This window comes from Longicatena sp., assembly GCF_982403165.1.
On record NZ_CEVYEL010000001.1, the window covers coordinates 40,816 to 66,375 of the forward strand.

Annotated in this window: 22 protein-coding genes; 1 reads left to right on the top strand and 21 read right to left on the bottom strand. The window is 38.5% G+C overall.

What is annotated here, in order from left to right; translation table 11 throughout:
• Window positions 1-226 precede the first annotated feature (226 nt).
• The 3 genes from AC1VS3_RS00205 to amrA form a co-directional block, all read right to left on the bottom strand.
• Window positions 227-697: a hypothetical protein gene (locus AC1VS3_RS00205; RefSeq protein ID WP_008686903.1), complete on the bottom strand. Its 471-nt coding sequence runs from the start codon at window positions 695-697 to the stop codon at window positions 227-229.
• Window positions 698-1,270: 573 nt separating this feature from the next.
• A complete protein-coding gene (gene amrS / locus AC1VS3_RS00210) occupies window positions 1,271-2,092 on the bottom strand; it encodes an AmmeMemoRadiSam system radical SAM enzyme (protein ID WP_008689898.1) in 822 nt (273 codons plus the stop codon).
• The gene (amrA, locus tag AC1VS3_RS00215) at window positions 2,073-3,392 is read right to left on the bottom strand and encodes an AmmeMemoRadiSam system protein A (protein ID WP_008689899.1); all 1,320 of its coding nucleotides are present in this window, start codon (window positions 3,390-3,392) and stop codon (window positions 2,073-2,075) included. The genes amrS and amrA overlap by 20 nt, the downstream gene beginning before the upstream one ends.
• 488 nt (window positions 3,393-3,880) lie before the next feature.
• Between amrA and AC1VS3_RS00220 the strand changes: the two genes are divergently transcribed.
• Window positions 3,881-4,633 carry an EFR1 family ferrodoxin gene (locus AC1VS3_RS00220; protein WP_008689900.1) on the top strand — a complete coding sequence of 251 codons (753 nt, stop codon included), beginning with the start codon at window positions 3,881-3,883 and terminating at the stop codon, window positions 4,631-4,633.
• Between the two features lie 102 nt (window positions 4,634-4,735).
• On the opposite strand, the gene mreB is transcribed toward AC1VS3_RS00220, so the two are convergent.
• From mreB to AC1VS3_RS00310, 18 genes are all read right to left on the bottom strand, one after another.
• A complete protein-coding gene (mreB, locus tag AC1VS3_RS00225; RefSeq protein WP_008689901.1) occupies window positions 4,736-5,707 on the bottom strand; it encodes a rod shape-determining protein in 972 nt (323 codons plus the stop codon).
• 203 nt (window positions 5,708-5,910) lie between these two features.
• On the bottom strand, window positions 5,911-7,215 hold the full coding sequence (locus tag AC1VS3_RS00230) for an EAL domain-containing protein (RefSeq protein ID WP_008689902.1): 1,305 nt from the start codon (window positions 7,213-7,215) through the stop codon (window positions 5,911-5,913).
• Window positions 7,216-7,366: 151 nt separating this feature from the next.
• Window positions 7,367-9,223: an ABC transporter ATP-binding protein gene (locus tag AC1VS3_RS00235; RefSeq protein ID WP_008689903.1), complete on the bottom strand. Its 1,857-nt coding sequence runs from the start codon at window positions 9,221-9,223 to the stop codon at window positions 7,367-7,369.
• Entirely contained in the window at window positions 9,216-10,946 is a 1,731-nt protein-coding gene (locus tag AC1VS3_RS00240) for an ABC transporter ATP-binding protein (protein ID WP_008689904.1), read from the bottom strand. The genes AC1VS3_RS00235 and AC1VS3_RS00240 overlap by 8 nt, the downstream gene beginning before the upstream one ends.
• 11 nt (window positions 10,947-10,957) lie before the next feature.
• Window positions 10,958-11,386 carry a MarR family winged helix-turn-helix transcriptional regulator gene (locus tag AC1VS3_RS00245; protein ID WP_008689905.1) on the bottom strand — a complete coding sequence of 143 codons (429 nt, stop codon included), beginning with the start codon at window positions 11,384-11,386 and terminating at the stop codon, window positions 10,958-10,960.
• 205 nt (window positions 11,387-11,591) lie between these two features.
• Window positions 11,592-12,275 (bottom strand): suppressor of fused domain protein, encoded by a 684-nt coding sequence (locus AC1VS3_RS00250; protein WP_132225035.1) that lies wholly within the window; start codon window positions 12,273-12,275, stop codon window positions 11,592-11,594.
• Between the two features lie 191 nt (window positions 12,276-12,466).
• Window positions 12,467-13,348: an aldose 1-epimerase family protein gene (locus AC1VS3_RS00255; RefSeq protein WP_008689907.1), complete on the bottom strand. Its 882-nt coding sequence runs from the start codon at window positions 13,346-13,348 to the stop codon at window positions 12,467-12,469.
• A gap of 2 nt (window positions 13,349-13,350) precedes the next feature.
• A complete protein-coding gene (locus tag AC1VS3_RS00260) occupies window positions 13,351-14,361 on the bottom strand; it encodes a Gfo/Idh/MocA family protein (RefSeq protein WP_008689908.1) in 1,011 nt (336 codons plus the stop codon).
• A 14-nt stretch (window positions 14,362-14,375) separates the two neighbouring features.
• On the bottom strand, window positions 14,376-15,779 hold the full coding sequence (locus tag AC1VS3_RS00265) for a PTS transporter subunit IIC (RefSeq protein ID WP_008689910.1): 1,404 nt from the start codon (window positions 15,777-15,779) through the stop codon (window positions 14,376-14,378).
• A 13-nt stretch (window positions 15,780-15,792) separates the two neighbouring features.
• Complete coding sequence (locus tag AC1VS3_RS00270; RefSeq protein WP_008689911.1) at window positions 15,793-16,071, bottom strand: PTS sugar transporter subunit IIB; 279 nt, start codon at window positions 16,069-16,071, stop codon at window positions 15,793-15,795.
• Between the two features lie 23 nt (window positions 16,072-16,094).
• Window positions 16,095-16,562: a PTS sugar transporter subunit IIA gene (locus AC1VS3_RS00275; protein ID WP_008689912.1), complete on the bottom strand. Its 468-nt coding sequence runs from the start codon at window positions 16,560-16,562 to the stop codon at window positions 16,095-16,097.
• Between the two features lie 19 nt (window positions 16,563-16,581).
• Window positions 16,582-17,034: a PTS sugar transporter subunit IIA gene (locus AC1VS3_RS00280; protein WP_008689913.1), complete on the bottom strand. Its 453-nt coding sequence runs from the start codon at window positions 17,032-17,034 to the stop codon at window positions 16,582-16,584.
• Window positions 17,035-17,168: 134 nt separating this feature from the next.
• On the bottom strand, window positions 17,169-19,163 hold the full coding sequence (locus AC1VS3_RS00285; RefSeq protein WP_227160462.1) for a BglG family transcription antiterminator: 1,995 nt from the start codon (window positions 19,161-19,163) through the stop codon (window positions 17,169-17,171).
• A 40-nt stretch (window positions 19,164-19,203) separates the two neighbouring features.
• On the bottom strand, window positions 19,204-19,659 hold the full coding sequence (locus AC1VS3_RS00290; protein ID WP_008689915.1) for a DUF3284 domain-containing protein: 456 nt from the start codon (window positions 19,657-19,659) through the stop codon (window positions 19,204-19,206).
• A gap of 167 nt (window positions 19,660-19,826) precedes the next feature.
• Window positions 19,827-22,571, bottom strand: a complete 2,745-nt coding sequence (locus AC1VS3_RS00295; RefSeq protein WP_481275471.1) for an Ig-like domain-containing protein — start codon at window positions 22,569-22,571, stop codon at window positions 19,827-19,829.
• Window positions 22,572-22,763: 192 nt separating this feature from the next.
• On the bottom strand, window positions 22,764-23,711 hold the full coding sequence (locus AC1VS3_RS00300) for a TIGR03943 family putative permease subunit (protein ID WP_008979699.1): 948 nt from the start codon (window positions 23,709-23,711) through the stop codon (window positions 22,764-22,766).
• Between the two features lie 9 nt (window positions 23,712-23,720).
• Window positions 23,721-24,770 (bottom strand): CobW family GTP-binding protein, encoded by a 1,050-nt coding sequence (locus tag AC1VS3_RS00305; protein ID WP_481275472.1) that lies wholly within the window; start codon window positions 24,768-24,770, stop codon window positions 23,721-23,723.
• Between the two features lie 207 nt (window positions 24,771-24,977).
• On the bottom strand, window positions 24,978-25,526 hold the full coding sequence (locus AC1VS3_RS00310) for a histidine phosphatase family protein (RefSeq protein ID WP_017144555.1): 549 nt from the start codon (window positions 25,524-25,526) through the stop codon (window positions 24,978-24,980).
• Window positions 25,527-25,560 lie beyond the last annotated feature (34 nt).

The following is a 25,560-nucleotide window of genomic DNA, read 5'->3' on the forward strand; positions in this document are numbered from 1 at the left end:
TAAGTTTATATATATTTGCCGTGTGAAATAGATACTTTTTATATCACACCTTATAAAATGCAGTTTTACCTTGTAAATACAGCTTTTTCCGTTTGTGAATGTCCATTGTCTTTTGTTTTTTCTGCCCCCTTTTTTAGATAACGGGGGCTTAATCTTCGCTCGCCGCAGGCTCACTCCGTCTGTTCAACTAATAGCATCACATTACCAAAAAAGAAAAAATTGTATGTTATTTATCTTCTAAAATAGCACCATATTTCGTATGTGGAAGATACTGTATTTTTAAATAAGTATGTTTATCAACATACCCAGAAAATACTGTAAATTCGATTTCATCATTTGTAACTTCATCATATAGAAAAATACTTCTTCTTTCAGAAGATACATCCGCACCACCATGAGCTTGTTCAGTCACATATCCTTCTGCATAGCTATACTGTTTGTTTATGATATAAGGCATATCTAAAACAAAATCTTTCAAATATAAGATTAAAAGAATGGCAATTATCATAAAGACGGCATTCGCCAATCGAAGAAATATTATATCGTTTTTTCCAGTATATTCTTTTTTTATCGCTTCTTTATCAAAAAATATCGCATAAACAAGCTTTCTCTTTTTGATAAGATAGATAATACAAGCAATTAAAGCTATAACAAATAATGAAACCCGTATAAACAATCTAAATATAGCAAAATCCATAATATTCTTCTCCCGTATAAATAAGGTAATTGACAATATTATAACATTTGCAATATAGACCGTCATCCGTTTTCTGCTATATGTTATATATATTTTTTTATCCCATGTTTTTTCAAGAGTGCAAGCATTGCTTACGCAACAAGCTCTTGACAATGCATGCTCTAAAAAATGATAGACAATCAAGCAGAAAAAGGACAAGTTATGCTGTGTTACAGCAACGAAAAGACATCTCATATCTTGTATAAAATGCCATTTTACTTTTCTTTATGCTATTTTCTTTGTCATATCAAGATTCTTTCAATAGTAGTAAATTAACGGTAAATCTCTTTTGCCTTTTCATTCATATTGCTTAAAGTCCCTGTGTTTATGCAGATGATCAGATTTTTAATCTTTTTTTATTCTTATTTCAAAGATTTAACATTTATATTGCTGTTACTATTACGAAAATTAACGTTTTTCTAATAGCTATGACCGCTTGCTTTATTATACTTCTTCTCATGTAATAGAAAAGAAATGCTATTTTGCGAACAGCACTTCCCTTCCTTCTGCATGTATTTGACTGTGTACAAAAACCTACCAATTGCCTTTATAGACATAAGTCAGATATTGCTTAGCTCCTTGAAGTAAGCGTTCTAGCAGCCGGATATCCGTAGTAGCATCCAATTGATGATAGTGTGGAAAATAGCGTGTGATATGTAGTGGTATATTTGTATCAATTTGGGCCAGCCATTCACATTGTTTCAGCATATCTGCGATTGCATCATTACGCCGGGGAACGATAAGCGAAGTTATTTCCACATGCGTATGGGCTGCAGCACAGCGAATCGTTTCTTTCACCTGTTCCAAATTACCGGCTAATTCCTCATAGATGTTATCTTGAAATCCTTTCAGATCAATATTCATTGCGTCAACATAGGGCAATAGCGCTAATAATTTGGTTGTTTCGATCATGCCATTACTGACAATGACAACTGCTAGATCTTTAGCTTTTGCTGCAACTGCGCAATCGAAAACATATTCATAGGAAATCAAAGGTTCATTATATGTAAAGGCAATACCAATGTTTCCATCTTTTCGTTTCGCACAAGCCAATTCAACAAGGGTTGCAGGTGAAATGGGATGATATGGTATCGTCTCGCTCATACTGATTTCATGATTTTGACAGAATGGGCAGCGCATATTACAGCCATAGCTGCCTATGGATAAGATATTAGAGCCGGGATGAAACCTTCGCAACGGTTTCTTTTCGATGGGATCTAAAGCCAATGAGGTAATCTTTCCATAGTTTTCACAAATTATTTTACCGTGTTTGACGATACGAGCTCGACAGAATCCGCGTTGTCCTTCCTTCAGTACACAATGATGAAAACAAAGATCACAAACGACATTCTTCATGACGTATCACCTCAAAGCGCTCTAAGGTGTAAGAAGCGTTTTCATCAATTCCTGCCTTATGTAAAGCAATTGCTACCTGTTGTTGTATCGTATCCACACCTTCCAGATCAGGTAACAACACGCCTTGATGATAGGCATCACTTACAATGATGCCATAACGTTTCACATCCAATTGGGCAAAGGATGTAATCTGCTCTGGCTCACATAACACATCCACATGATACACAAGGTGTGCAAGTTCTTCTTTTTGTACAGGAGGAAACCGCGGATCACGACTGCCGGCCGCAATCGCATTGGATATAATTTCCTGTGCGATATGTTCTTTTGTTGCTTGCAGCGTACCGATGCATCCACGTAGTTGTCCTTTTTCTTGTATGCTCACAAATACTGCCGCATGCTGTTGGCAAAGCGTTTTATCTTCTACCTCATCGTCTCTTAATATACGTCCTTCTTTGACATAGGTTTCCAGTGCCTTACGAGCCAGGGCTACATAGGGATCTTGCATTTTCATCCGAATAATTGCCGTTGCATAGCCTACCCCAAATGCTCCTTCATAAGATAAAAATTGACAATGCTCATATTGATGCTGAACTGCCCCCAACATCATCTGAAAAGCAGGTAGACCACATTGAGCACTTTTTTCACAAATATCATTAGGTAAAGTGGTAATATCGTTCAAAGCATCTGCTTTTAAAAGTTTTACAAAGGCCTCATCAAAGGCAGGCCCTTCTTTGGTATAGCCATAAGGTCCATCTTTCTTGAGCTTATGTGACAGATCGCCACTGGCTATGAGCACTACATCCTTCCCACAGGATGTTGCGGCTTTATATATGCATTCTCCAAATTGTATATGCGTATCTCTATCCAAACCGGATACAGCAATACGGACCATTTGAAAATCACGATATGCTTGTTCTATAAAGTAAAGTGGTACCATCGTACCATGATCTAATACAGGTTCCTGATTCCCCAGGGTACCAGCCGGCAAATGAGCCTTTTGGGCCAGGGAACAAAGGACATTGATGAAATCCACATCATAATGTTCATGAAATTGCACCTGTTCACAGCCAAATGCACGCATATCACCATACGCTTGTTCTCCATCGGAAATATGAATATAATCCATATAGGCCGGTGCATGCGGTGAGCATATCACGATTGTTTGTGGACGAATACGGGCGATATCTTTTGCAATCGTTTCATAGCCTTGCCTTGTGAGACTGATTTTTTCTTCCTCTTTCTTTCCTATTTCGGGAAGCAGAATGGGTGGATGTGGCACGATATAAGCAGCTTTCAACATAAAAATCACCTTTCTTTTTAACAACTTATCGTTGTTTTTGATACACTCATTATACCACTATCTAAGAATTAACTTATAATAGTTTATTGTTTTAAGATTCGGATCCAGAGGATGATCAATATCTTTCCAATTGCCTATTTTTCATATTCTTTAGCATTCCCATTAGGTAATGTTCATCCTGATTACGTGATAGAAACATTCACATCCATTCTCGCTATTACGCTAAGGCTTTCATCTTGTGCTCATTACGCAAAACATACACCCCTCTTATGCGAAAGACATGCTTTACCAAAGTTGATTTTCATGCGTATGTTAGATACAATAGTCAAAGAATGTTACAAGAGAACGCATTCGTAAAAGACATCTAAATTTTATGAATGAATGTATTGAACAAGTTAAGAGATATTGCATTGGAAAGAACTTGCTAAGTTAATGAACTTAATTTCGGCCAGCATAAAGCCGAAAACAAACGCAAAGGAGAATGCCCTATGATTTTATATTTTTCAGGTACAGGAAATAGTGAATATGTAGCAAAACGAATAAGTAAAATGATTCAAGATGAGGTAATGAATCTTTTTGATAAATGTAAAGAAAAGGACAATGCAAAAGTAACCTCACAACGCCCATGGGTCATTGTTGTCCCAACATATGCATGGAGAATACCACGTATTGTCCATACGTGGATCAGGGAAACAAAGTTCACAGGAAATAAGAATATTTATTTTGTAATGACCTGTGGTGATAGTATCGGTAACGCAGGGAAATATCTTAAAAGATTGTGTGCTGAAAAGAACATGAATTACTATGGCTGCATCAAGATCATCATGCCGGAAAACTATATCGCATTATTTACTACCCCAACAAAAGATAAAGCTTTGCAAATCATTGATCAGGCGGAAAGTATCATCGATCATACGGCTCTTACTATTAAAAAAGGAATGCCGTTGCCACATACAACAATATCTTTCATGGATAGAATAAAGAGTGGAATTGTAAATTATCTGTTTTATCCTGTTATGGTCCATGCAAAAAAATTTTATGCGAGTGATCATTGCATATCTTGTGGTCAATGTGTTAACGTATGCCCACTTAACAATATTCAATTGAAAAAGGGAAAACCGGTATGGGGAAAGCACTGTACGCATTGCATGGCATGTATCAATCGTTGTCCTAAAGAAGCGATTGAATATGGTAAACATAGCCTTGGATTACCGCGATATACTTGTGACAAAGATGTATAATGGTATCCATCCATATCCTATATAATGCTATACCCCCTATGCATAAAGCATAGGGGGTTCTTTCGGTATTCTTTATCGGTATTCTTTACTTACATTCATTTATTATAAATTCTGCAGCATGATGTTACAGCCATCCACAACACTGTGCAGCGCATTTTCAGCAACATATACCGGAATCATCAACTCATTGCGCATCAAGGTATCCAGATTTCTCAACAAGGCACCTCCACCTGTCAGCACCAATCCATGCTGAACAATATCAGATGCCAATTCTGGAGGAGTAACCTCAAGAATGGTCTTTGTGGCATGTACAATTTCTTGAAGGCTACCACGAATATAGCTTTCTACTTCATTGCTATTGATTTCTATAGCATGAGGAAGTCCAGTTTCCACATCACGTCCACTCACGGAAATGGTTTCCGCATCTTTTACGACCATCGCATTTCCGATCTTCTGTTTGATTTCTTCTGCTGTTTGTTCACCGATATACATCTTACGTTTTGATCGAACATTTTCAATGATATCCTGAGTAATACGATTTCCGGCTGTTTTGATTGATGTTGAACATACAATATCACCCAAAGACAATACGGCGATATCACTTGTTCCTCCCCCAATATCTAGTACCATATTACCACTTGCTTTACCAATATCTAAACCAGCTCCCACAGCCGCAACCTTTGGTTCCTCTTCTAAATAAACTTTCTTTGCTCCTGCACGATATGCACAATCACGAATCGCATTCTTTTCAACGGATGTTATCTTAGTCGGATGACAAATCAAAATAATGTTCTTTTTAAACATTCCTTTTAATTCACATTTCTTAAGAAAATAATTTAACATCATATCCGTTGCTTCAAAATCAGCGACCACCCCATCCTTCAATGGGCGAATACAAAGCATATTCTTAGGTGTACGTCCCAACATCTCTCTGGCATCTAATCCTGCCGCAATACATTTCTTGCTAGAGGCATCTACCGTTATGACAGATGGTTCATCTACGATGACACCCTTATTGTCTAAACAAATCAACAGATTGGTTGTCCCCAAGTCGATTCCAATTTTTCTTACCATTCCTTTACCCTTCCTTCATTTTGTATATGCACAACCTTAATTTTCCAATATTAATATACTACATACCTTATGAAAAAGCAAAATAACCTTATAAAATTACCGGTTTTCTTTTTCTGTTTTATGATGAAGGTACAAATTTACCAAAAAAGGTGGATCCGCCATGTTTATAACATAGTCAAAACCACCTGCTGAACACAATCCTTTTATTTATCATCCATCGTATAGGGCAAGATCTTATCACTGTCTAAAAGCTTTTCAAATTCACCCAAAGGCATTGGACGATAATAATAAAAGCCTTGTATATAGTCACAGCCTTCTGCTTCTACAAACCGTGCATATTCTTTTGTTTCCACACCTTCAGCCAAGACCTTGATTCCCTTGATTTTCGCAATGTCGATGATATTATGGATGACCCGTTTTCGCTGTTCACTCAACATGCCCTGAAAAAACAAACGATCTAGCTTAATAATATCAATGGCAGCATTCATTAACAAATCAAAGGAAGAAAAACCATTACCGAAATCATCTAAGGTACAAGTGAATCCTTCACTGCGGAAAATATCAATTATATCTTGTACCTGATCTTTTTTCTCAAAATGAATATCTTCGGTAAATTCAAATTCAATCAGATCTTTCGGTAAAGAATATTGGCGAAACGTCCCTAGATAATCTTGTAGAAAATCACCATCAAAAACGGTTAAATTGGTCACATTAAAACTGATTGGCACTACTGCCTTATGTTTCTTTATGCGCTGCTGAAGGAAAGCACACATCTTATCAAAGTGCTGTAAATCAATCATATATAAATCGCCATTTTTGGTAAAGGTAGACATAAATTCATTTAAGGGAACCATCGTCCCATCCTCTAATATCCACCGCATCAACAGCTCACCGCCACAGATTTTGTGTGTCTGCAGTTCTACCTTAGGTTGAATATAAATCTGAAACTGGTTAAGAAAGCGCGCCTGAGTAAGCTTTGTCGATAAGCGATAGGTCTTTAAATATTCTTGCACGACATCTTGCTGCGCCAATTCATAGCTGAAGGTCCGTCTGTCGTGATGTAATTGTTTTCGCGCAATGCCTGCCAATGTCTGTAACTTCGCAAAAGGTGGACATTCCTCATGCAATAAATATATGCCAAAAGAGGTATATAGATTTTTATGTAATCCTTCTATTCCATTTTCAAATACAGCATCTATGATATCCATCAGAAAAGAATCCAAGACATGCGTCTCATGATTATGTTCAACAAAGAAATCAAAGGTATCTGCATATCGTCTTGCGACATAGCCACGTCCTTTTAACTGTGTTTCTAAAAGCTGTTGCATACTGACTAATACATGATCACCAAAGGCACAACCATATTCGATGTTAATATAGCGAAATTGTTTGATATTCATTTCCACAAAAGCATATTCTTTTTCATCCTTCTGAATGATGGTTTCATAAATATGTTCTAACCATTCATTGGTATGCGAAACATGCCTTAGTTTATCTTTGTTTTTCATGACCATTACCCCTACTGTATGCTATCTATTATATACCATAATGTCACATGACAGTAATTTTTTTGATTCTTAATGAAAAAGAGCAGTTATTTATACGTAGCTGCCCTTAATACTTCTAAAAAAGGTTACAAAGACATGGAAATCTATCTTATCAATCTAATTCAAACTGTCCGGTATATAATTGATAATAACGTCCTTTTTGTTTTAATAGTTCTTCATGACTTCCACGTTCGATAATTTCTCCATGATCTAAGACCATGATGGCATCGGCATTGCGAACCGTAGATAAACGGTGGGCAATCACAAAGACGGTACGATTTTGCATTAATTTATCCATTCCTTGTTCAATCAGTTTTTCCGTACGTGTATCAATAGAGCTAGTTGCTTCATCTAAGATCAGAACTGGAGGATTAGCGATTGCTGCTCTGGCAATCGCAAGCAATTGACGCTGTCCTTGTGATAAGTTTGCTCCATCTCCACTCAGCATCGTATGATATCCATCAGGAAGACGCTTAATAAAAGAATGAGCATTTGCCAGTTTTGCTGCCTCAATAATCTGATCCATGGTAGCATGTAGATTTCCATAGCGAATATTATCCGCAATCGTACCCGTAAACAGATGCGTATCCTGTAATACGATGGACATCGAACGACGTAAATCATCTTTGGCAATGAGCTTTACATCTATCCCATCATAGGTGATACTGCCACTTTCGATATCATAGAAGCGGTTGATCAAATTGGTGATGGTTGTCTTGCCGGCTCCGGTACTGCCCACAAAGGCAATTTTCTGTCCGGGTTTGGCATATAGGTTAATGTCTTTTAAGATCGTTACCCCTGGTTCATAGGCAAAAACAACATCATGGAAACGGACATCACCACGCAGCAATACAAGTTCAATTTCACCATCATGTGGATGTCGCCATGCCCAATGTCCTGTATATTCCTGACATTCCTGCATACTGCCATCGGCTAACAGACGGACCCGTGTAAGGGTTACTTCTCCATTATCTACCTCTTCACATTCTTCCATCATATCAAAAATACGCTCAGCACCTGCCATTGCGGCTAACATAAAGTTTAACTGTTGCGTGAATTGGTTGATTGGCAAAGCTGTTTGACGTACATATACCAAATATGCGGATAATGCCCCAAGGCCAAGATTTCCAGCGATTGCGAAGAAACCTCCAATACATGCGACAATTGCGTAGTTGAAATATGACAATGACACAACCGTTGGTATAGTTCTTCCAGAATAAGTCAGTGCTTCGGTAGCTGCACTGCGCAATGCTTCATTACGGCGTTCAAATTCTTCAAAGTTTGGTTCTTCATGATTAAATACTTTAACGACCTTAACACCATCAACCATTTCCTCGATAAACCCATTTAATTTTCCCATCGCTGCTTGCTGATGCGAAAAATAATACTTAGACTTTTTACTGTAATACTGAATCAGCAAATACATAATAATCATAAAAATCATAACAATACATGAAAGCTGCCAGTTTAAAATAAAGATGGCAATCAATGTACCGATTATCATGGTAAAGCTTTGGATAAGATTATCAAAGCAGTTATTCATTGCATCCTGTACCGTATCCAAATCGTTTGTAAAATGGCTCATAATATCCCCATGCGTATTTGAATCAAAGAAGCGTAATGGTAATTTCTGCATTTTCGCAAATAAATCCTGACGGATTTCCATAACGATCTTTTGTGAGGTATGCGTCATCAGCTGTTTGTAAATAGCCGTACATACAGCACCGCTGCCATACATCAAAGCCATAAACAGAATGGCCATGATTAAACCATCGTAATCATGAGGAACAATATAATTATCTATGATGGGTTGTAACATATAGGTGCCATATAGATTCGCTCCTGCACTGGCAATTACCAATACCCCAACAAACAACAAAGCAAAGCTATGATTTCCTAAATAATGCAGAAAGGTTTTTAAGGTTTTCCGCATATTTTGGGGTTTCTTTCCCGTAATCTGTTTAGCCATGGAAACCAGCTCCTTCCTGTTGTGAAGTATAAATTTCCTGATAAATGGCATCCTTTGCCAACAACTCTTCATGCGTGCCGATGGCATGAATACCTCCATCCTCTAAGATGATGATCTGATCCGCATGCATTACACTGGTGACCCGTTGCGCAATGATAATTTTTGTTGTGTCTTTTAAAGCTGCTAAGCCTTCTCGAATATGCGCTTCGGTTGCGGTATCCACAGCTGACGTGGAATCATCAAAAATTAAGACTTTAGGATGTTTCAGCAATGCTCTTGCTATGCAAAGACGCTGCTTTTGTCCACCAGATACATTAACACCGCCTTGCCCTAAATCACTTTCATATCCCTTAGGGAAATTAGGTAAGAACTCATTTACACAAGCAACCTCACACGCCCAGTCTAGCTCTTCATCATCCGCCTGCGCATTTCCCCATAACAGATTTTCACGAATCGTTCCGGAAAATAAAGTATTCTTTTGCAATACCATACCAATGGCATCACGTAAATGCTGTAAAGGATATGCTTTCACATTGCGTCCATCAATGGATACGATGCCATCTTCCACATCATATAAACGTGGTATCAACTGTACCAAGGTTGTTTTTGCCGAACCGGTACCTCCCAGAATACCGATGGTAGAACCGGCTGGAATATGCAGATTGATATCACGCAGCACATATTCTTCAGCATCTTTCTTATATTTGAAATACACATGAGAAAAATCAATCGTTCCATGTTCAATATAAGCATCAGCTCCTGCTTCATCATGGATATCCAATGGTTCATCCAGCACTTCAATAATACGTTCACAGCTGGCAAGTGATCGTGTCAACATCAAAAAGACATTGGAAATCATCATCAAAGAATTCAGTATCTGTAAAACATAACTTAAAAACCCGGTCAATTCCCCGACTTTCATCGTACCAACGAAAATCATATTTCCCCCAAACCAGAGAATACATAAAATGGTCGTATACATAACCACCTGAAACAATGGCAGATTCCATACAGAAGTCCGGAATGCTTTTTCACTTGCATAGCGTAATTGCTCATTGACCTTTTGGAATTTGGCCTTCTCATACGTGCCTCGCACATAGGATTTCACCACACGTATGGCAATCAGATTCTCTTGAACGATGGTATTTACCTTGTCGATGGATGCCTGCATCAAACGATATAAAGGACCTACCTTATGAATGATCAGAAATAAACCAAGGCCCAATATCGGGATTGCTATCAAGAATACGATGGCTAGATCTTTATTAATCGTAAAGGTTAAAATTAAAGCTGTCAGCAACATGACCGGTGAGCGAACAAAGGGCCGTATTCCATTGGAAATGGCTGTCTGCAAAATGGTAACATCACTAGTTAAACGGGTTATCAAAGAACTTGTAGAAAAATGGTCGGTATTCGCAAAAGAAAATTCCTGAACTTTCCTAAACTCATCTTTTCGCAATTCTGCTCCAAATCCTTGCCCTGCCGTTGCCGCAAAGCGTGCATACAGCACCCCTAAAATCAGTGCCAGCAATGCACATGCAATCATCTTAGAGCCTTGTAACAAAATATATGTCTTATCTTGATTGGCAACCCCAACATCTATGATATCCGCCATTAATAAAGGAATGACCAACTCAAATACGGTTTCCGCAACCACACAGAAACAGCTTAGCCATAGATATTTGCGATACTTATGCATATAAGGAAACATACGTTTCAGCATAATCTTACCTCCTAATCTAACGTTTTATTGCTAAGATTGTGATACATACGGTTAAGAAACTGTTTAAATTGCTCCTGCTCTTCCTCACTAAAACCTTTCAATGACAATGCTTCCACTTCTTTACAATGGGCATTCCATTCTTGTAAAGCATGCTTGCCCTTTTCGGTAATGCATAATTTCAATGCGCGTTTATTTTTCGCATCAATTGTACGTATCAACATTTTTTTCTCTTCTAACGAAGTTAAAATACGGGAAACTGTAGCACATTCTACATCACACGCTTCGGCAATATCTTTCAGCATGCAATTCTCATTTCCTAAAACATAGCGTAAAACCTTCGGTTGTCCCGGAGAAAGCTCATAACTTTCCATATCTTTGCGAATTTGGTTGCGCTGTGCATGAAAAGTTTTAAATACCATAAGATAAAATGGCGTTTTCATTTCTTCACCCCCAATCATTAGCTTGCTAATTGTTAGCAAGCTAAATATAATACCAGGTACTTATCTTGTCAATATGAAATGCTCATTTTAAACAAAAAAAGTCAGTCTTATTGTGATATGAATACTTCTATGTATACAACGTAAATAAAGAAAACGTTGTTTACGAAAGGAGTGATCCTATCATTGTTAACCGACTTTTATAAACTCAAAGCTTTCCATAATTTTTACGATGAATATCGACGACAAGTGAGAAATCATCATCAAATTTAGCTAACAATGCCTCCATATCCTGACAGTGTAGCTTATACTCCATTTCTTCCCCATATAAAGGTAACAATTGATAAAAACGGATGAGTTTTCCGCTGCTTAAGCGCACACACGCCGGTTTCTTTTCGGCTTCTAATGCTTCAATCAGCCCAATCCCCTCAAATTGATTATTATCAGATAGCGTTGCACGATCGGATCCAGCTGCAATGGTATGACCATAACCGACCCATGTATGATAATCTATCGGCATCCGAGCGATTATTTTCAGCCAACGAAGTGGCCAATAATCATTTTCATCATTACTTTCGATGTTCCAATCTGCTGGAAGATAGATTAGCAATTCGGCATTGCGTAATTCATACGCAGCAAATTGCGATGGTACCTCCATATCATGCGCACCCATACCCATGGTGACAAGTTTATAATAAGGATCTGTTTCATTAGGAGCTATTATGGCAATATCCACATGAATATCCGGCGAAAAGATTTCGTGAAAAACATTTTCAAAAGGGCCGAAGGTTTTCTGAATATATGCTTCCAGCTCTTGGATTTCATTTTCTTCATATACCTCCAAAGGAACAAGCTGTTCCTGCTTTGCTTTATGTTTTTTAAAGAATCCCATGATCATACCTCCCATATACATATTATCAGTATAACACGGCTATGAAAAGTGCACAATTTTCTTTCTTAGGGATACTCCTCTTTATCTTCCATAGTAAAAAGATGTACCATGCTCATCTCATGATACATCCAAAGCGAAAGTTGTTATCTGTAAGTTATGTAAGAAGGGTTTACGATTTTAACAATCCGCCTTTAAGATATGGTAATACTATATTGATGTACGCTTGTTTTTTTCGGTGCTAAAGAAGCAATGCCATCTCGTTTACTAAAATCGCCTTCATAGCCATAAAAGTCCGTATGACCGATCCATGGCTCCACACATAGGAAGGAAAGCTTTTTCTCCTTATGATATGGTGACCAGATTCCCACATGATCAAAGCCGGTAAAATCAACAGTTATTTTTGTTTGCTTTGTCAATGAGCGAATATGCAATTTCGTTGATGCAGGATGGATAAATGCCAATGCCTCTTTTTGAAACAGATTTTTGCGTATGAAGAAACGTCGTTCTTCATGAAAGAAGGGTTGTTGTTTCTGTAGCAGCTGCCCACTTTCACATACCTCATAAATATTCATTGTTTCCGGTTTCTCAAATTCTACATAATAATCATCACAGGATTCATTCTCATCTAAAGGAATGCGGAACCCCGGATGTCCGGCATAATTATAATATAGAGTACGTGTATCATCATTAGAAATCGCTGCTGTTACAATGAGCTTATTATCGATCACTTCATAACGCAGACGCACGCGGCATTGATACGGATATTGTTTCATTGTTTCTTGTGTACTGGTGAACAAAAACTCCACATACGATTCTCCCTGCGCAAGAATGGGCAACGTTTCATACCGCAGGATGCCATTAGAACGCATGGAATAGGTTTTTCCATCCAGCTGATAGGATAAATTGTGTAGCTTTCCTATGACAGGAAAGACGACAGGAGCACTGCTGCCCCATATCGCCGCATCTCTTTGCCATAAATATTCCATTTGCTGTGGGATGCTATACAAGGAACGCATTTGTGCACCCAGTTCATCAATTTCTACCCGTAATTGTTTAGAGGCGATGCACACCATGGTTATAAATACACGACCTTTCCGCTTTCACAAGAATCATGTACCGCCTGTGCAATGCGCGTTGCCTGTAAACCATCATAAATAGAAGTTCTAAATGGACGGTCTGATAAAATATCAGCCACAAATTCCTGCATTGGTTCTAAACCAAAGCCACTGGCACTGTCTTGGGTAAAATTCATGAAGATATAATTAGGAATCGACTCTTTCTTATCCGTAAAGCTCTTAACACCGCGATAGGATTCATTCTTAAAATATTTCTTTTCAGTTACGACAACAAGCTGTCCATCATTGGATTTAGGAAAAGTCACAGGCAGGATCCAGTTGTTTTCTACCGTCCAGTTGCTGCCATCTTTCATCGTCAAGATTGCCTGTATGTTATCATATGTCTGATAACCTTCCTTTTTCAATACTTCCTTATTACCGACTGCATATACTTTTTCTACTTCACTGTCTGTTATATAACGAATTAAATCATAACAATGTACCCCTAGAAACCAGGCAGGAGACGATTTATCTGTCCAAGTAAACCACTTTCTAGGCACATCAATGATATCATCCAGCGCCATATAGCCACGGATAAAGGTATCCTCATCTTTTTTGATTTCATCACGGATGGCATTATAGGCAGGATCCCAACGCTTATGAAAATCTACCGAAATCTTAACTCCGTGTTTTTCAGCTAAGGCAATTAATTCTTCACATTCTTTTACACTGGTAGCCAGTGGTTTTTCAATAAACAAATACTTGATTCCGGCTTCCATGGCATCTTTGGCTGGTTCAAAATGATATGGATCCGGTGTTGCGATACTGATTGCATCTAACTGCTCCTGCGCAATCATTTCTTTTACGGTTTTATAACCGGTTATCTGATATTTATCAGCCGTGGCTATTCTGCGTTCTTCATTCAAATCACAAAATACCACACGTTCAACATTTTTATCACAGCAATAGGTATGGATATGATAATTTCCATAAATACCTGCACCTACTACACCAATCGTTAATTTTTTCATTTTTTTAACACTCCTTATAAGGATTCTATCCCAATTGTTTCTTCAAATTTTGCGTCTTCTTTCGCATAATATTTTTCCAAGGCCTTACCACCGAAGATGACTGCTACATCAATGACAATCAAGGCAATAGCGCCAACCACCGGTATTTCCGCTAATAAGGTTGGAATTAAAATAAACAGATTTCCTAAAGCCATCGTAGTTGCCTGCTGATTTTGTGCTACCAGTGTCAGATTTGCATTGTGTGCCAGCTCTGTAAACATAGGGGCAGCCCAACTGGAAATCCATAACACGATTGGAATAAAGATCAAGCTGGATACAATCGTTCTTCTGCGATTTGCGCGATGTACAATCGTCGCAAAGCAAACATAGAAAGCCGCAAACGGTACTTCTCCTAGTGGCAATGTCGTATTTCCCGGTAACACCGCCGCTACGATCATAAAGACAGGAATCATTAAGAAACCAACAGATATTGTCACCGGATGTCCGATGGTAACAGCAGAATCTAAGCCGATATACAATTCACGGTCCGCAAAATGCTTGGTGAAGAATTGCTTTGCTTGATTGGAAATCGGTATTAAACCATTTACCAGCATTTTAACCATCGTTGGGAATAATTCCATCAAGGCTGCTGTTTTAATCGTTACATCGGCAATTCCCTTAAAATCATAGCCGGCTACGATACCAAAGAACATACCCATGATCAATCCCAAATAAATACGTTCTCCAAAGATAGCTCCGATATAATGGCCAATTCCTTTTTTGGTTTCTTCTTCATACTCTTCTTCCATCTTGCGATGTGCTAAGAAAGGAATATGATCATAAACTTTATCTAACAGCAGGAACAAAGGCGCACTAGCTGCCGCAAAGCCATGTGGAATGGCAATTGCTTCAATACCGATGATTTGCTGGGTACGATGCGCCATGATATCCGCAACCTTTAAGCCTAAGATGGCATGAGTGACACCGGCTAAAATAGCTAACCAGAAGCTACCTGTTAAAATCTGTACAAAACCTGCTGTTATGGCAAAGTACCAGAAGTTATATACATCGACATTTACCGTATTGGTAAGCTTTAAGGCAACCATTACGATATTTACGAATATGATAATAACGATCAGTGATGCTCCTAACAACCCACCAAAGCCTACGGCTGCTGCCGGTGAACCACCGACATCGATTGCCGTCAAATTTAGATTTAAGACCTTTACCATCTCATTAATGACTGGGCCTAAAGATTGTGATGTTAGCGTAGATACGATACTGACACCGACCAAGCCAACACCAACCGTTGCCCCGGCACGCAGAGCTTTGGGAAACTTCAAACCAAACAATAAACCAATCAGACACATGAGCATAGGGACAAAGATATAGCTTCCCAGATCTACAATGTAACTGATGACATCCATTACAACTTGCATACGTAACTCCTTTCTATCCTTGCAAGATTTCCAGCATTTTTGCGGTTACTTCATCTTCATTTACACCTGATAAATAAGCACTGCCGGAAAGTACAGGTGAATGATATTTCTTTCTGACACGCATGGTCGTTATAATCAAATCCACGCTGCCATCGTAATTATCAACTTCTGTTAACGTACATTGCATTGTTTGAAAAGCAATGCCTTTTTGTTTTAAGATTGCTTCCACCTTATCTTTTACCATGCTTGAGGTTGCCAAGCCTGCACCACAAGCAATTACGATTTTTTTCATCTCTATATCCTCTTTTCTGCTTCTTAAGCTTGTTGCTGCACATACCCATTCAACATATCACAGATTGCCTGCGAAGAATGTGTTGCCAGCATCTTTTGCAACATCGTTTCTTCTTGAAACAATCCCATTAAGATCTTCAGCATTTCCAACTGTTCATGCGCTTGCCCAACAGCTAACAGAAAGATAATATGGACATTTAGACTTTCTTCCATATCTTCCATGTTGTGAAAACTGACAGCATCTTTCAGAATGCCGATTGCCACATGTGAATCTTTGATACGCTCATCAAACGCATGGGGCATAGCAATCGCCGCACCTTTTGTCTGTAGACCTGTTGGATACTGCTGTTCCCTTTCCAGTACCAGCCCGGCGTAATCATCCTGCACACAACCTTCTTTCCTCAATAGTGTCACAAGTGATGTGATGGCTTCTTTTTGATTAACAGCCTCCAAATCCGTTTTAACCAGTTCTGGAACAAATTGAAATTTCATATATTCTCACCCCATCTTTCTACACCTTAGCTTCATACTGCAGGAAAATGTCATACAACGCTTCTGGTGTTGTACATTCCATCACCTGCTTGACAGTCTGATTGTCACTCACGATATACGCTAACTTTTGCAACATTTGTAAATGTGAGCGAGAATCTGTCGGTGCTAAGATCAGCAGTAGCTTTACCGGCACCTTTTGTTCATCAAAATAAAATGGTTTTTGTGCCAAGACAATCGAAACAGCATTTCTTATTACTCCTTGTTCCGGTCTGGCATGTGGTAGGATAACATAAGGTGAAACAATAAAACTCGTACCAAAGTGTTTTACGTTATCGATGACTGCCTTAAGATATTGTTCCTTTACATCACCGTGAAGAATTAATCTTTGTATCCCTAAGGTTACTGCCTCTTGCCAATCCTTTACCTGTGATACGATTTGTATATTCGCAAGCTGAATACTTTCTTCTTTCACCTTATCCACTCCTTTTTTGTAAGACATGCATCTCTTTACGTTGCCATTATAACAACCATGCAAGATACGAAAAAGTCCAAGCCGACTGAACTTCATTGTGCAATCACTTGGACTCCTTTTTTTATTTTAATACCTTATTGCATATTGGATAATTTCTTTAATCCTTCTAATACAGCTAGCGTATCGTCCATCTTAAGAAGCTGATCTACTAAAGCTGTATCATTTGCCAAACGCATGATATCGCGTAAGAGATGCAAATGTTTATCCTGATCAGGATTGGATAATACAAAGAGAAAATGCACGTTGGCATCATCTTCAAACGTAATGCTTTGTTTATTGATAAGCAGTGATAATCCTAAAGCATTTGCCCCTTGCTCAGGATTGGCATGGGCAATTGCCACACCATTCGCCAATACGATGTAGGGACCATAATCATATAATAAATCAATCATCGCTTGTACATAACTCTTCTTGATGATTGCCCTATGCAACAATGGCTCACTGGCCTTATGGATCGCCTGTTGCCACTCCATTGGTTCATCCAAGATCTGGATGGTCTGCTGTTTTAAAGCATCAAAGATACGCAATTGTTCTTCCTCTTCTACATGTACCAACACATTGCCATTACGCAAATATGCTACGACATCCCGCTGTAATTGAGGCATTTGTGCTTCCTCTACATATTTTCGCAATACATCAAATAACCCATTCACTTGTTTGCGATCCATCGTATAAGATTCATAATTCAACATCATCATCGAGGCGATACGCGATTTATCCTCTTGTGTTAAAATCGTATTTACTCGTATCCAAGGTACTTCACTGGTAAGGGTTATGGTGGATACAATAAAATCCACTTCATCCTCAAACTGCGCTAGATTCGCTGCTGAGGTCGTTGCCACGACATCCACATTGGAATATAAATCTTCAATTTCCCTGCGTAATAGCGTTGAAGTCGAAATACCACTTGGACAAACCACCAATACTTTGATACGGCGATAAAACTTACCGCCTCCTTTACGCAGATGTCCGCCAAAATGCATGGTAATATACACCAATTCACTTTCCATAACGGGGAAAGGAAAAGCTTTTGCCATATCTTGACATATCATGGAAATCATCGCATAAATATCCGCATAATGCTCTTTTACTTCCTGTATCATAGGATTTACTACCTGAATAGATAAACGGTAATAATACATAGATAATTTGAAGTGCAGATAAAGGGAATTGATCAAGCCGTTCTTATCAACCAACTGCAGACATGCCATGCGTTCAAAGGCATCACTCATCCGTTGTGCCAATTCAAACAAACGAATATCATTTTCATCATCCTCTACCTGTAAGGCTTCCCCAGCCTTAGAGCCTAACAGATGTACCGCCAAATACAAGCGTTCATGTACATGAAAATCTTGAAAGTATGTATCAATCAGATTCAATTCCTTTGTTTCCGCTAAATTTTTCAACTCCAATAAAGAGAAATCAAATTCATCATGCGTGTAATGAATGATTCCCAGCAGGCAGGAAATGGATAGTAGATTAGCATTATCAAATTCATTTCCCATTTCAGCTGAGATACGCAATAAGCGCTCATAAAAATCTTCTACTTCCCCCACATTCAGGAAGCTCAAGCTGCGATAATGCACACGATGTAACAACATCTTTAAACTGTATAAAAGAACAGCTCGTTTATGCAATGCCTTACCGGTTATGAAATACCCTTGTTTTAAATCAAATTCTAGCTGTAAATCATAATGAGACAGTTCATGTTTCAGTCCCTTAAGATCATTAAAAACCGAATTGCGTGATATATCCAAGGTTTGTATGATATCTTCTATGTGAATCGGTTTTGTTGGATACATCATCCAACAGATAAGATAAAAAATACGTTCTTTAGGGCGCAGGAAATGATCCTGTTGTTGTTCTAAAAAAGGCTTCAGCTGCAGCTTTTGTGTTTCACTCATCACATAGCCTTTCCCACGTATATTCGAAATAGGTTCCATATGCAGTTGGGCAAATAGTTCATTTACTTTATTGACGATATAATATACACTGCGTCTGCTCATATTTAATTGCTTTTGTAGCATCATCATAGATATCGGCGCATCAGCGTTTAACAGGATTTCCATAAAATCCTTCTGCTTGGGTTCTAAGGATATGGTTAACATCTCACACAGCACCTGCTTTCTGCTGTTTGATGATACAATGTTCAATATGTTTCAATAATTTAATACCACGTTTTTGGGCATCTTTTGCTAATAACGTATCTCTGAAAAAGCGATGTTTCAGCTGATAGGCATCTTTCAGCTGATAATTTTCTTCATAGGTTACGGCAATCGTGCCGGCATCCATCACTTCAATGTCGTAAGATACGATCGTGATATCCATCTGGCTTGTAAAGCTTGCACAGTAACGACGATTGGGAATGCAGTCTAAGATTTTTACAATCACTTCGGCATTCTTCGTGCTGCGCTTAGGCAAGCGTTTGGTATAGGAATATCCTTTTTCTAATATTGCCATGCGCACTTTTTTCTTTGTTTCTTTTTGAATATCTGCACAAATCGATGTCATAATCTCCGCAAAAAAAGCTTCTGCGGACACTTGCAGATGTTGTCTTACTTTCATAATGTATCCTCCTTCAGTATAGAGATGCAAGTTCTATCGGGAGTGTATCAAATTATATAACAAATGAAAGCGGTTGTAAATAATTCATAACCTGTATATTTAAGATAATATTTTATTATTCTATACATAAAATGCGTAAAAAAGGGCTGATTATATCAATCTTGCCCTTATTTTACAATAACTTTAATTGTTTTCTTTAAACCGTGAATCTTCGCATATACATAAGCCGTCCCTTTTTTCATCCCGGTGATCTTTCCGCTGCTGGATACGGTTGCGATTGCCTTATTGCTGGAAGACCAACTTACTTTTCCACCAGGTACTGCTGTAGCTTTCACCGTATAAGATTTCTTCCTATAGATGCTTACGCTTGCCTTACTTACCTTCAATGTCGGATTTTTCACCGTTAGTACACAATTCACCTTTTTCCCAAAAGCGGTTGCGGATATGGTTACTTTACCTGCTTTTTTAAGCTTTACCATACCTTTACTATCCACCGTCGCAATTTTTGTATTACTGCTTTTCCAAGATATTTTCGTACGATAAGAGGTTGTTGCTTTTAAGGTATAACTTTTTCCAGCATAAGCAGTTGCTTTGCTTTTATTTAATGTAATTGTCGGATTTTTCACCGTTACTTTACACTTTACGCTTTTTCCATAAGCATTCGCATAAATATATGCCGTTCCTGCTTTCTTACCAGTGACATCACCAGTGGAACTTACGGTCGCAATTGATGAATTACTGCTCTTCCATGTGACCTTGGTACGATAGGAAGTCGTGGCCTTTAAGGTCGTTGTTTTCCCTTTATAAATTGAACTGCTGCTCTTATTTAACTTTAAAGCCGGCTCTTTTATCGTAAGTTTATATTTCACACTTTTTCCATAAGCATTCGCATAAATATATACCGTTCCTGCTTTTTTACCAGTGACAACACCACTGGAGCTTACGGTCGCAATCGATGGTTTACTGCTCTTCCATGTGACCTTGGTACTATACGAAGTCGTGGCCTTTAAGGTGGTTGTCTTACCGCGATAAAGCGATGTACTTCCTGTTACTTTTAAGGATGGCTCTACCACTTTAATCGTTTTCGCAACACTCTTGCCAAACGCTTTGGCCGTTATCGTTACCGTTCCTGCTTTCTTACCGGTGACTACACCATTAGAACTTACGGTCGCAATCGATGGTTTACTGCTTGTCCATGTGACCTTGGCACTATACGAAGTTGTGGCTTTTAAGGTGGTTGTCTTACCACGATAAAGTGATGTACTTCCTGTTACTTTTAAGGATGGCTCTACCACTTTAATTGTTTTTGTAACACTCTTGCCAAACGCTTTGGCTGTTATCGTTACCGTTCCTGCTTTCTTACCGGTGACTACACCATTAGAACTTACGGTCGCAATCAATGGATTACTGCTCATCCATGTAATTGTCGTACTATATGCCGGTATTGCTTTTAATGTCGTTGTTTTACCACGATAAATAGAAGAAGTTGTTGCACTGATCTGAATTGGCTCTTTCACCGTGATGGTACATGTAGCTTTACCACCATTAGCACTTGCACTGATTTTCACCGTACCATTTTTTAGTGTCTTAATTGTTCCATTGCTATCTACACTGGCAATCGTAGGATCACTACTTGTCCAAGATACAGGCTTTTTGTTACTGGATGTCGCTGTTAGCTTAGTTGTTTCCCCACGATACATTGTTTTAGAAATGGCTGATAATTTCACCGTTGGCGTCTTTACAAGCACATTTACCAAAGCCGTCTTTCCATTAGCTGTCTTTGCCGTGATGACTGCACTTCCCGATGCCACTGCGGTAATCGTGCCATTGCTGCTTACCTGTGCAACCTTTGGATTGCTGCTTGTCCATGACAATGCATCGTAAGCACCTGTAGGATACACGCTGGCATTGATTTTTTTGGTCAGTCCTGTTTCAAGTGTTGCAGTAGAAGCTGATAATTGAATGCTTGAAGGAAGTATGACATGCATTGCATCGCCGGCAAAACTGCTGATATCTACATCATAAGAAATACCATCCACACTGCCTTTCTCCGTATACTGCCATGCCACTTCTCCATCATAATACGTATTTACATAATTCAATTTAGGACCATACTCGGCAATCCATGAAACATAAGGTAAAATCTTTTCCGAATTAAGTTTCGTTTGTGTATAATAACGACCGGAATAAACTTGAACCTTGCCATGATAACCAGCCTCATTCATATGCGCAATAAAGGTGGCAATGATTTCTTCATATGCCGCAATCGTTGATGGAGTATGGTAGGTAACACCATCTTCTGACCATGTTCCAAAGTTTTCAATATCATAAAAAATTGGATAAGCCAGATTGGAAAGATCCTGTCCCTTTAACATTTCAAGCAATCCTTGTGCCTCAGCATATGCAAAATTCGCATCATACGCATAACTGTATAAATAGAAACCATAAGGAATCCCCAGACGATTACATTCTTTTAAGTTTCGCAAGAACTGTTTATCCATCATTTGGTTCCCATAGCCTACACGTAAGATAACACCATCTACATCGGATGCTTTTACCTTCTCCCAATCAATTACTCCTTCCCATTCTGAAACATCTATGATTTTCTTTGCATTTCCGCCATACAATAAAGTGCCATAGCCATCATAGAATTTCCCTTCTTCCCAATAAGGGTCTGCAACACGGGCAGAACGATACAAATTTCCTTTTTCCATCGTATCTCCCATAGCTACATTCTTCATTGTATTTTTACCTTCAGAAACCGGTTGATAGGTTTCGCCCGTAACAATTTCTATACCATCAAAAGTGGATGTTTTTTCCTGTGTCGTATCAGTAGCCGTTTGTGCGGATACGACCGTCATATTACTAATTAACAAGGCTATCGCTAAACATCCCACAAATAATTTTTTCAACTGCATACCCTCCTTCATCTTTTATTAGAAGTATAACACAAAAAAAGGCAAAAAAGCGCATTGAAAGGAAACCTTAAGAAGTTTAAATCAAACAGAAAATTAGGTAATATTGCGCTAGTATATAATTAAAAAAGGCATTCGCTTCTTTTGCTAATGCCTTATGATCATTTATAAAGTATACCTCATGAAAAATCAGTTGAAATAAACAAACTCATCCGCTAATGCATCCACCGTTGTTACATCATCTGCATATAAAATAGGCACATTTCCTTGATATTCTTCATCATACTCAAGTTTCACCTTAGCGCGAACCTTTACCCACTCTTTCGGCAAAAGCTCATTTGAAGATGCATAGTGTACCAATAAGCCGATAAGCGATGTATCATCTGCACAACAAACCATCGCAAAACGGCCAAATACGAAAGCATTAGGAATATCATCTACATGTGTCGAAATGACTTTTCCTTTCAATTCTACAATTTTGCCATCATATTTTTGCGGATGTTCCATGGCGTCCATATACCATAAGCCATAATCATCATCGCGGATTTGTAAAATATCTGCATGCAGATCAAATGGCATATCCTCTTCGCCAAGTTCCGCGATTTCCCCATTTCTCATTTCATAAATAATCTGTGCGCCTTTATTAATAGCCTTGATATTATTCCGCAAATAGAGTTTCTTGGTATCTTCATCACAACGATTAAAAATAATCGTTTCAGAATGCACCAATTGTTCATAAATCATCGAGCGCATATTGTTTAGATACATTTCAAAGGTAGAGGCATCTACGGTAGAAAGAAGTTGAACCAACAACCAGTCATATGGAAAATCTAACGTATCAAGGAAATTGGTCAGATTCCATGTTCCGTTAAATTCAATCATTACACGTTCTGGTTCTATCATGCTATCGCATTTTTTTAAGAATTTATAGGTCAGATCTTCATACTTATCCACAGTGACGATGGCAGTATTGGTCTTTTTCTGAAAATCCTCATCATATTCTTCCATACCTTCTTCACATACCAATAATAGCGTTTTTTCACCCGTATTAAACCCAGGGTCCAGTAAGGTATCTTTGATTAAAGAGGTTTTTCCACTTTCTAAAAAACCGGTAAATAAATATACAGGTACTGTCATAAAGATCTCCTATTCTACATGAAACAGCTGTTTCAGTGCATCTTCATTTAACTTAGAGCCAATGACACAGAATCGTCCGGTATAGGTAGGCGCACCAATACGAATTTCATGTTCTTGAGGTACCATATCAAAATATAGCCATTCCCCTTTATCACTTTCTAACATGCCTTTTGCCCGTAAGATCATTCCATAGGTTTCTTCATCAGCTAATGCGTTTAAGATAGCTGTTAACTCTTCCTGACTGAATTTCTTCACCGTTTCGCTGCCAAAGCTGGTAAAGACATCATCTGCGTGATGGTGATGATGATGTTCATGGTCATGATCGTGGTCGTGTCCACAACTGCAGGTGTGATCATGGTCATGGTCATGTTCATGATCGTGATGATGATGCTCACCATGTTCGTGATGATGCCCACATTCTGGACAAATTGCACTTTCTTCTAATAATTCTTTCGCCAGATCATCACTTTGTTCCATAGCCTGTAAGATTTCCTTGCCATCAAGTTTTTCCCATGGTGTTGTAATCATACGCGCATGTTCATTCTCATGTCTTAACGCATGAATAACGTCGTGTAGCTTTTCTTCATTTAAGTTTTGCGTACGGCTTAATACAATCGTATTAGCATAAGCAATTTGATTATTGAAGAACTCACCAAAATTTTTCATATACATCTTACACTTCAAAGCATCCGCAACTGTCGTAAAGCTGTTCATCTGCACCTGCATTTCTTCCGCAACGCCGCGCACTGCCTGAATGACATCGGATAGTTTTCCAACGCCACTTGGTTCAATAATAATGCGATCTGGTGTATAGTCTTTAATCACTTTCTTTAATGCTTCGCTGAAGTCACCGACTAATGAACAACAAATGCAGCCGGAATTCATCTCCCGAATTTCCACACCGGCATCCTTTAAAAAGCCGCCATCAATACCGATTTCACCAAACTCATTTTCAATTAAGACGATCTTTTCTTTTCCAAATGCTTCTTGTAACAGTTTCTTTATCAGAGTTGTCTTTCCTGCTCCTAAAAAGCCGGAAATAATATCAATTTTTGTCATAGCTACCTTCCTTTCTATCTTATATACTAGGATTCCCAACATTGGTAAGTATAACACCAGAAAGCCTTTCTGTGAACTACCATTATTGTGATAGATTCATTTGTATCCATTGCACATTTGCTCTTGCAGAAAGGATGCTCATACAATCGTAATAAAAAACCAATGCGATTGCATAGGTTCATTGGCAATTAAAACATCCTTACAATATTAAACAAGAATACTGAGTGATGCATCAAATTTAGTTAGGGTGCAATTCTTAGGCACAATCTTCATCAGATCTTGTTCACGTTGTAATCCTTTAAAATATTCATGTACCGGCAGATATACACCTCCATGAGCTACGATCAAATAATCATGTGTCCTAAGATCTGTGGTAATTTCTTTTAGAAACTCCTGCACACGTTGAAAGAAAGCATCCATTGCTTCTGCATGCGGGCAAGGTAATGCTTGGAAATCCCAAAGGTATGTTGTGATGGTATTCATCTTCTTACCTTCCAAATCACCGAAGCAGCGCTCTTTTAAACGGTCGTCATATACGATATCGCATTTTGTGACTTCCTGCAAAATGGCCGCTGTCTGCATGGCCCGCGTTAACGGACTACAAAAAATCTTTTCAATAGATACATCTTTTAGTAACCTGCTCGTATCTTTTGCCTGTTGAATACCGATAGCATTTAAAGGAATATCGCTTCTTCCCTGCAATTTCCCTTGCTGATTCCAATCGGTTTGACCATGTCTTACAAAATATAAACTCATATACATCCTTTCCAGAGAAAAGAGCCCTATGGAA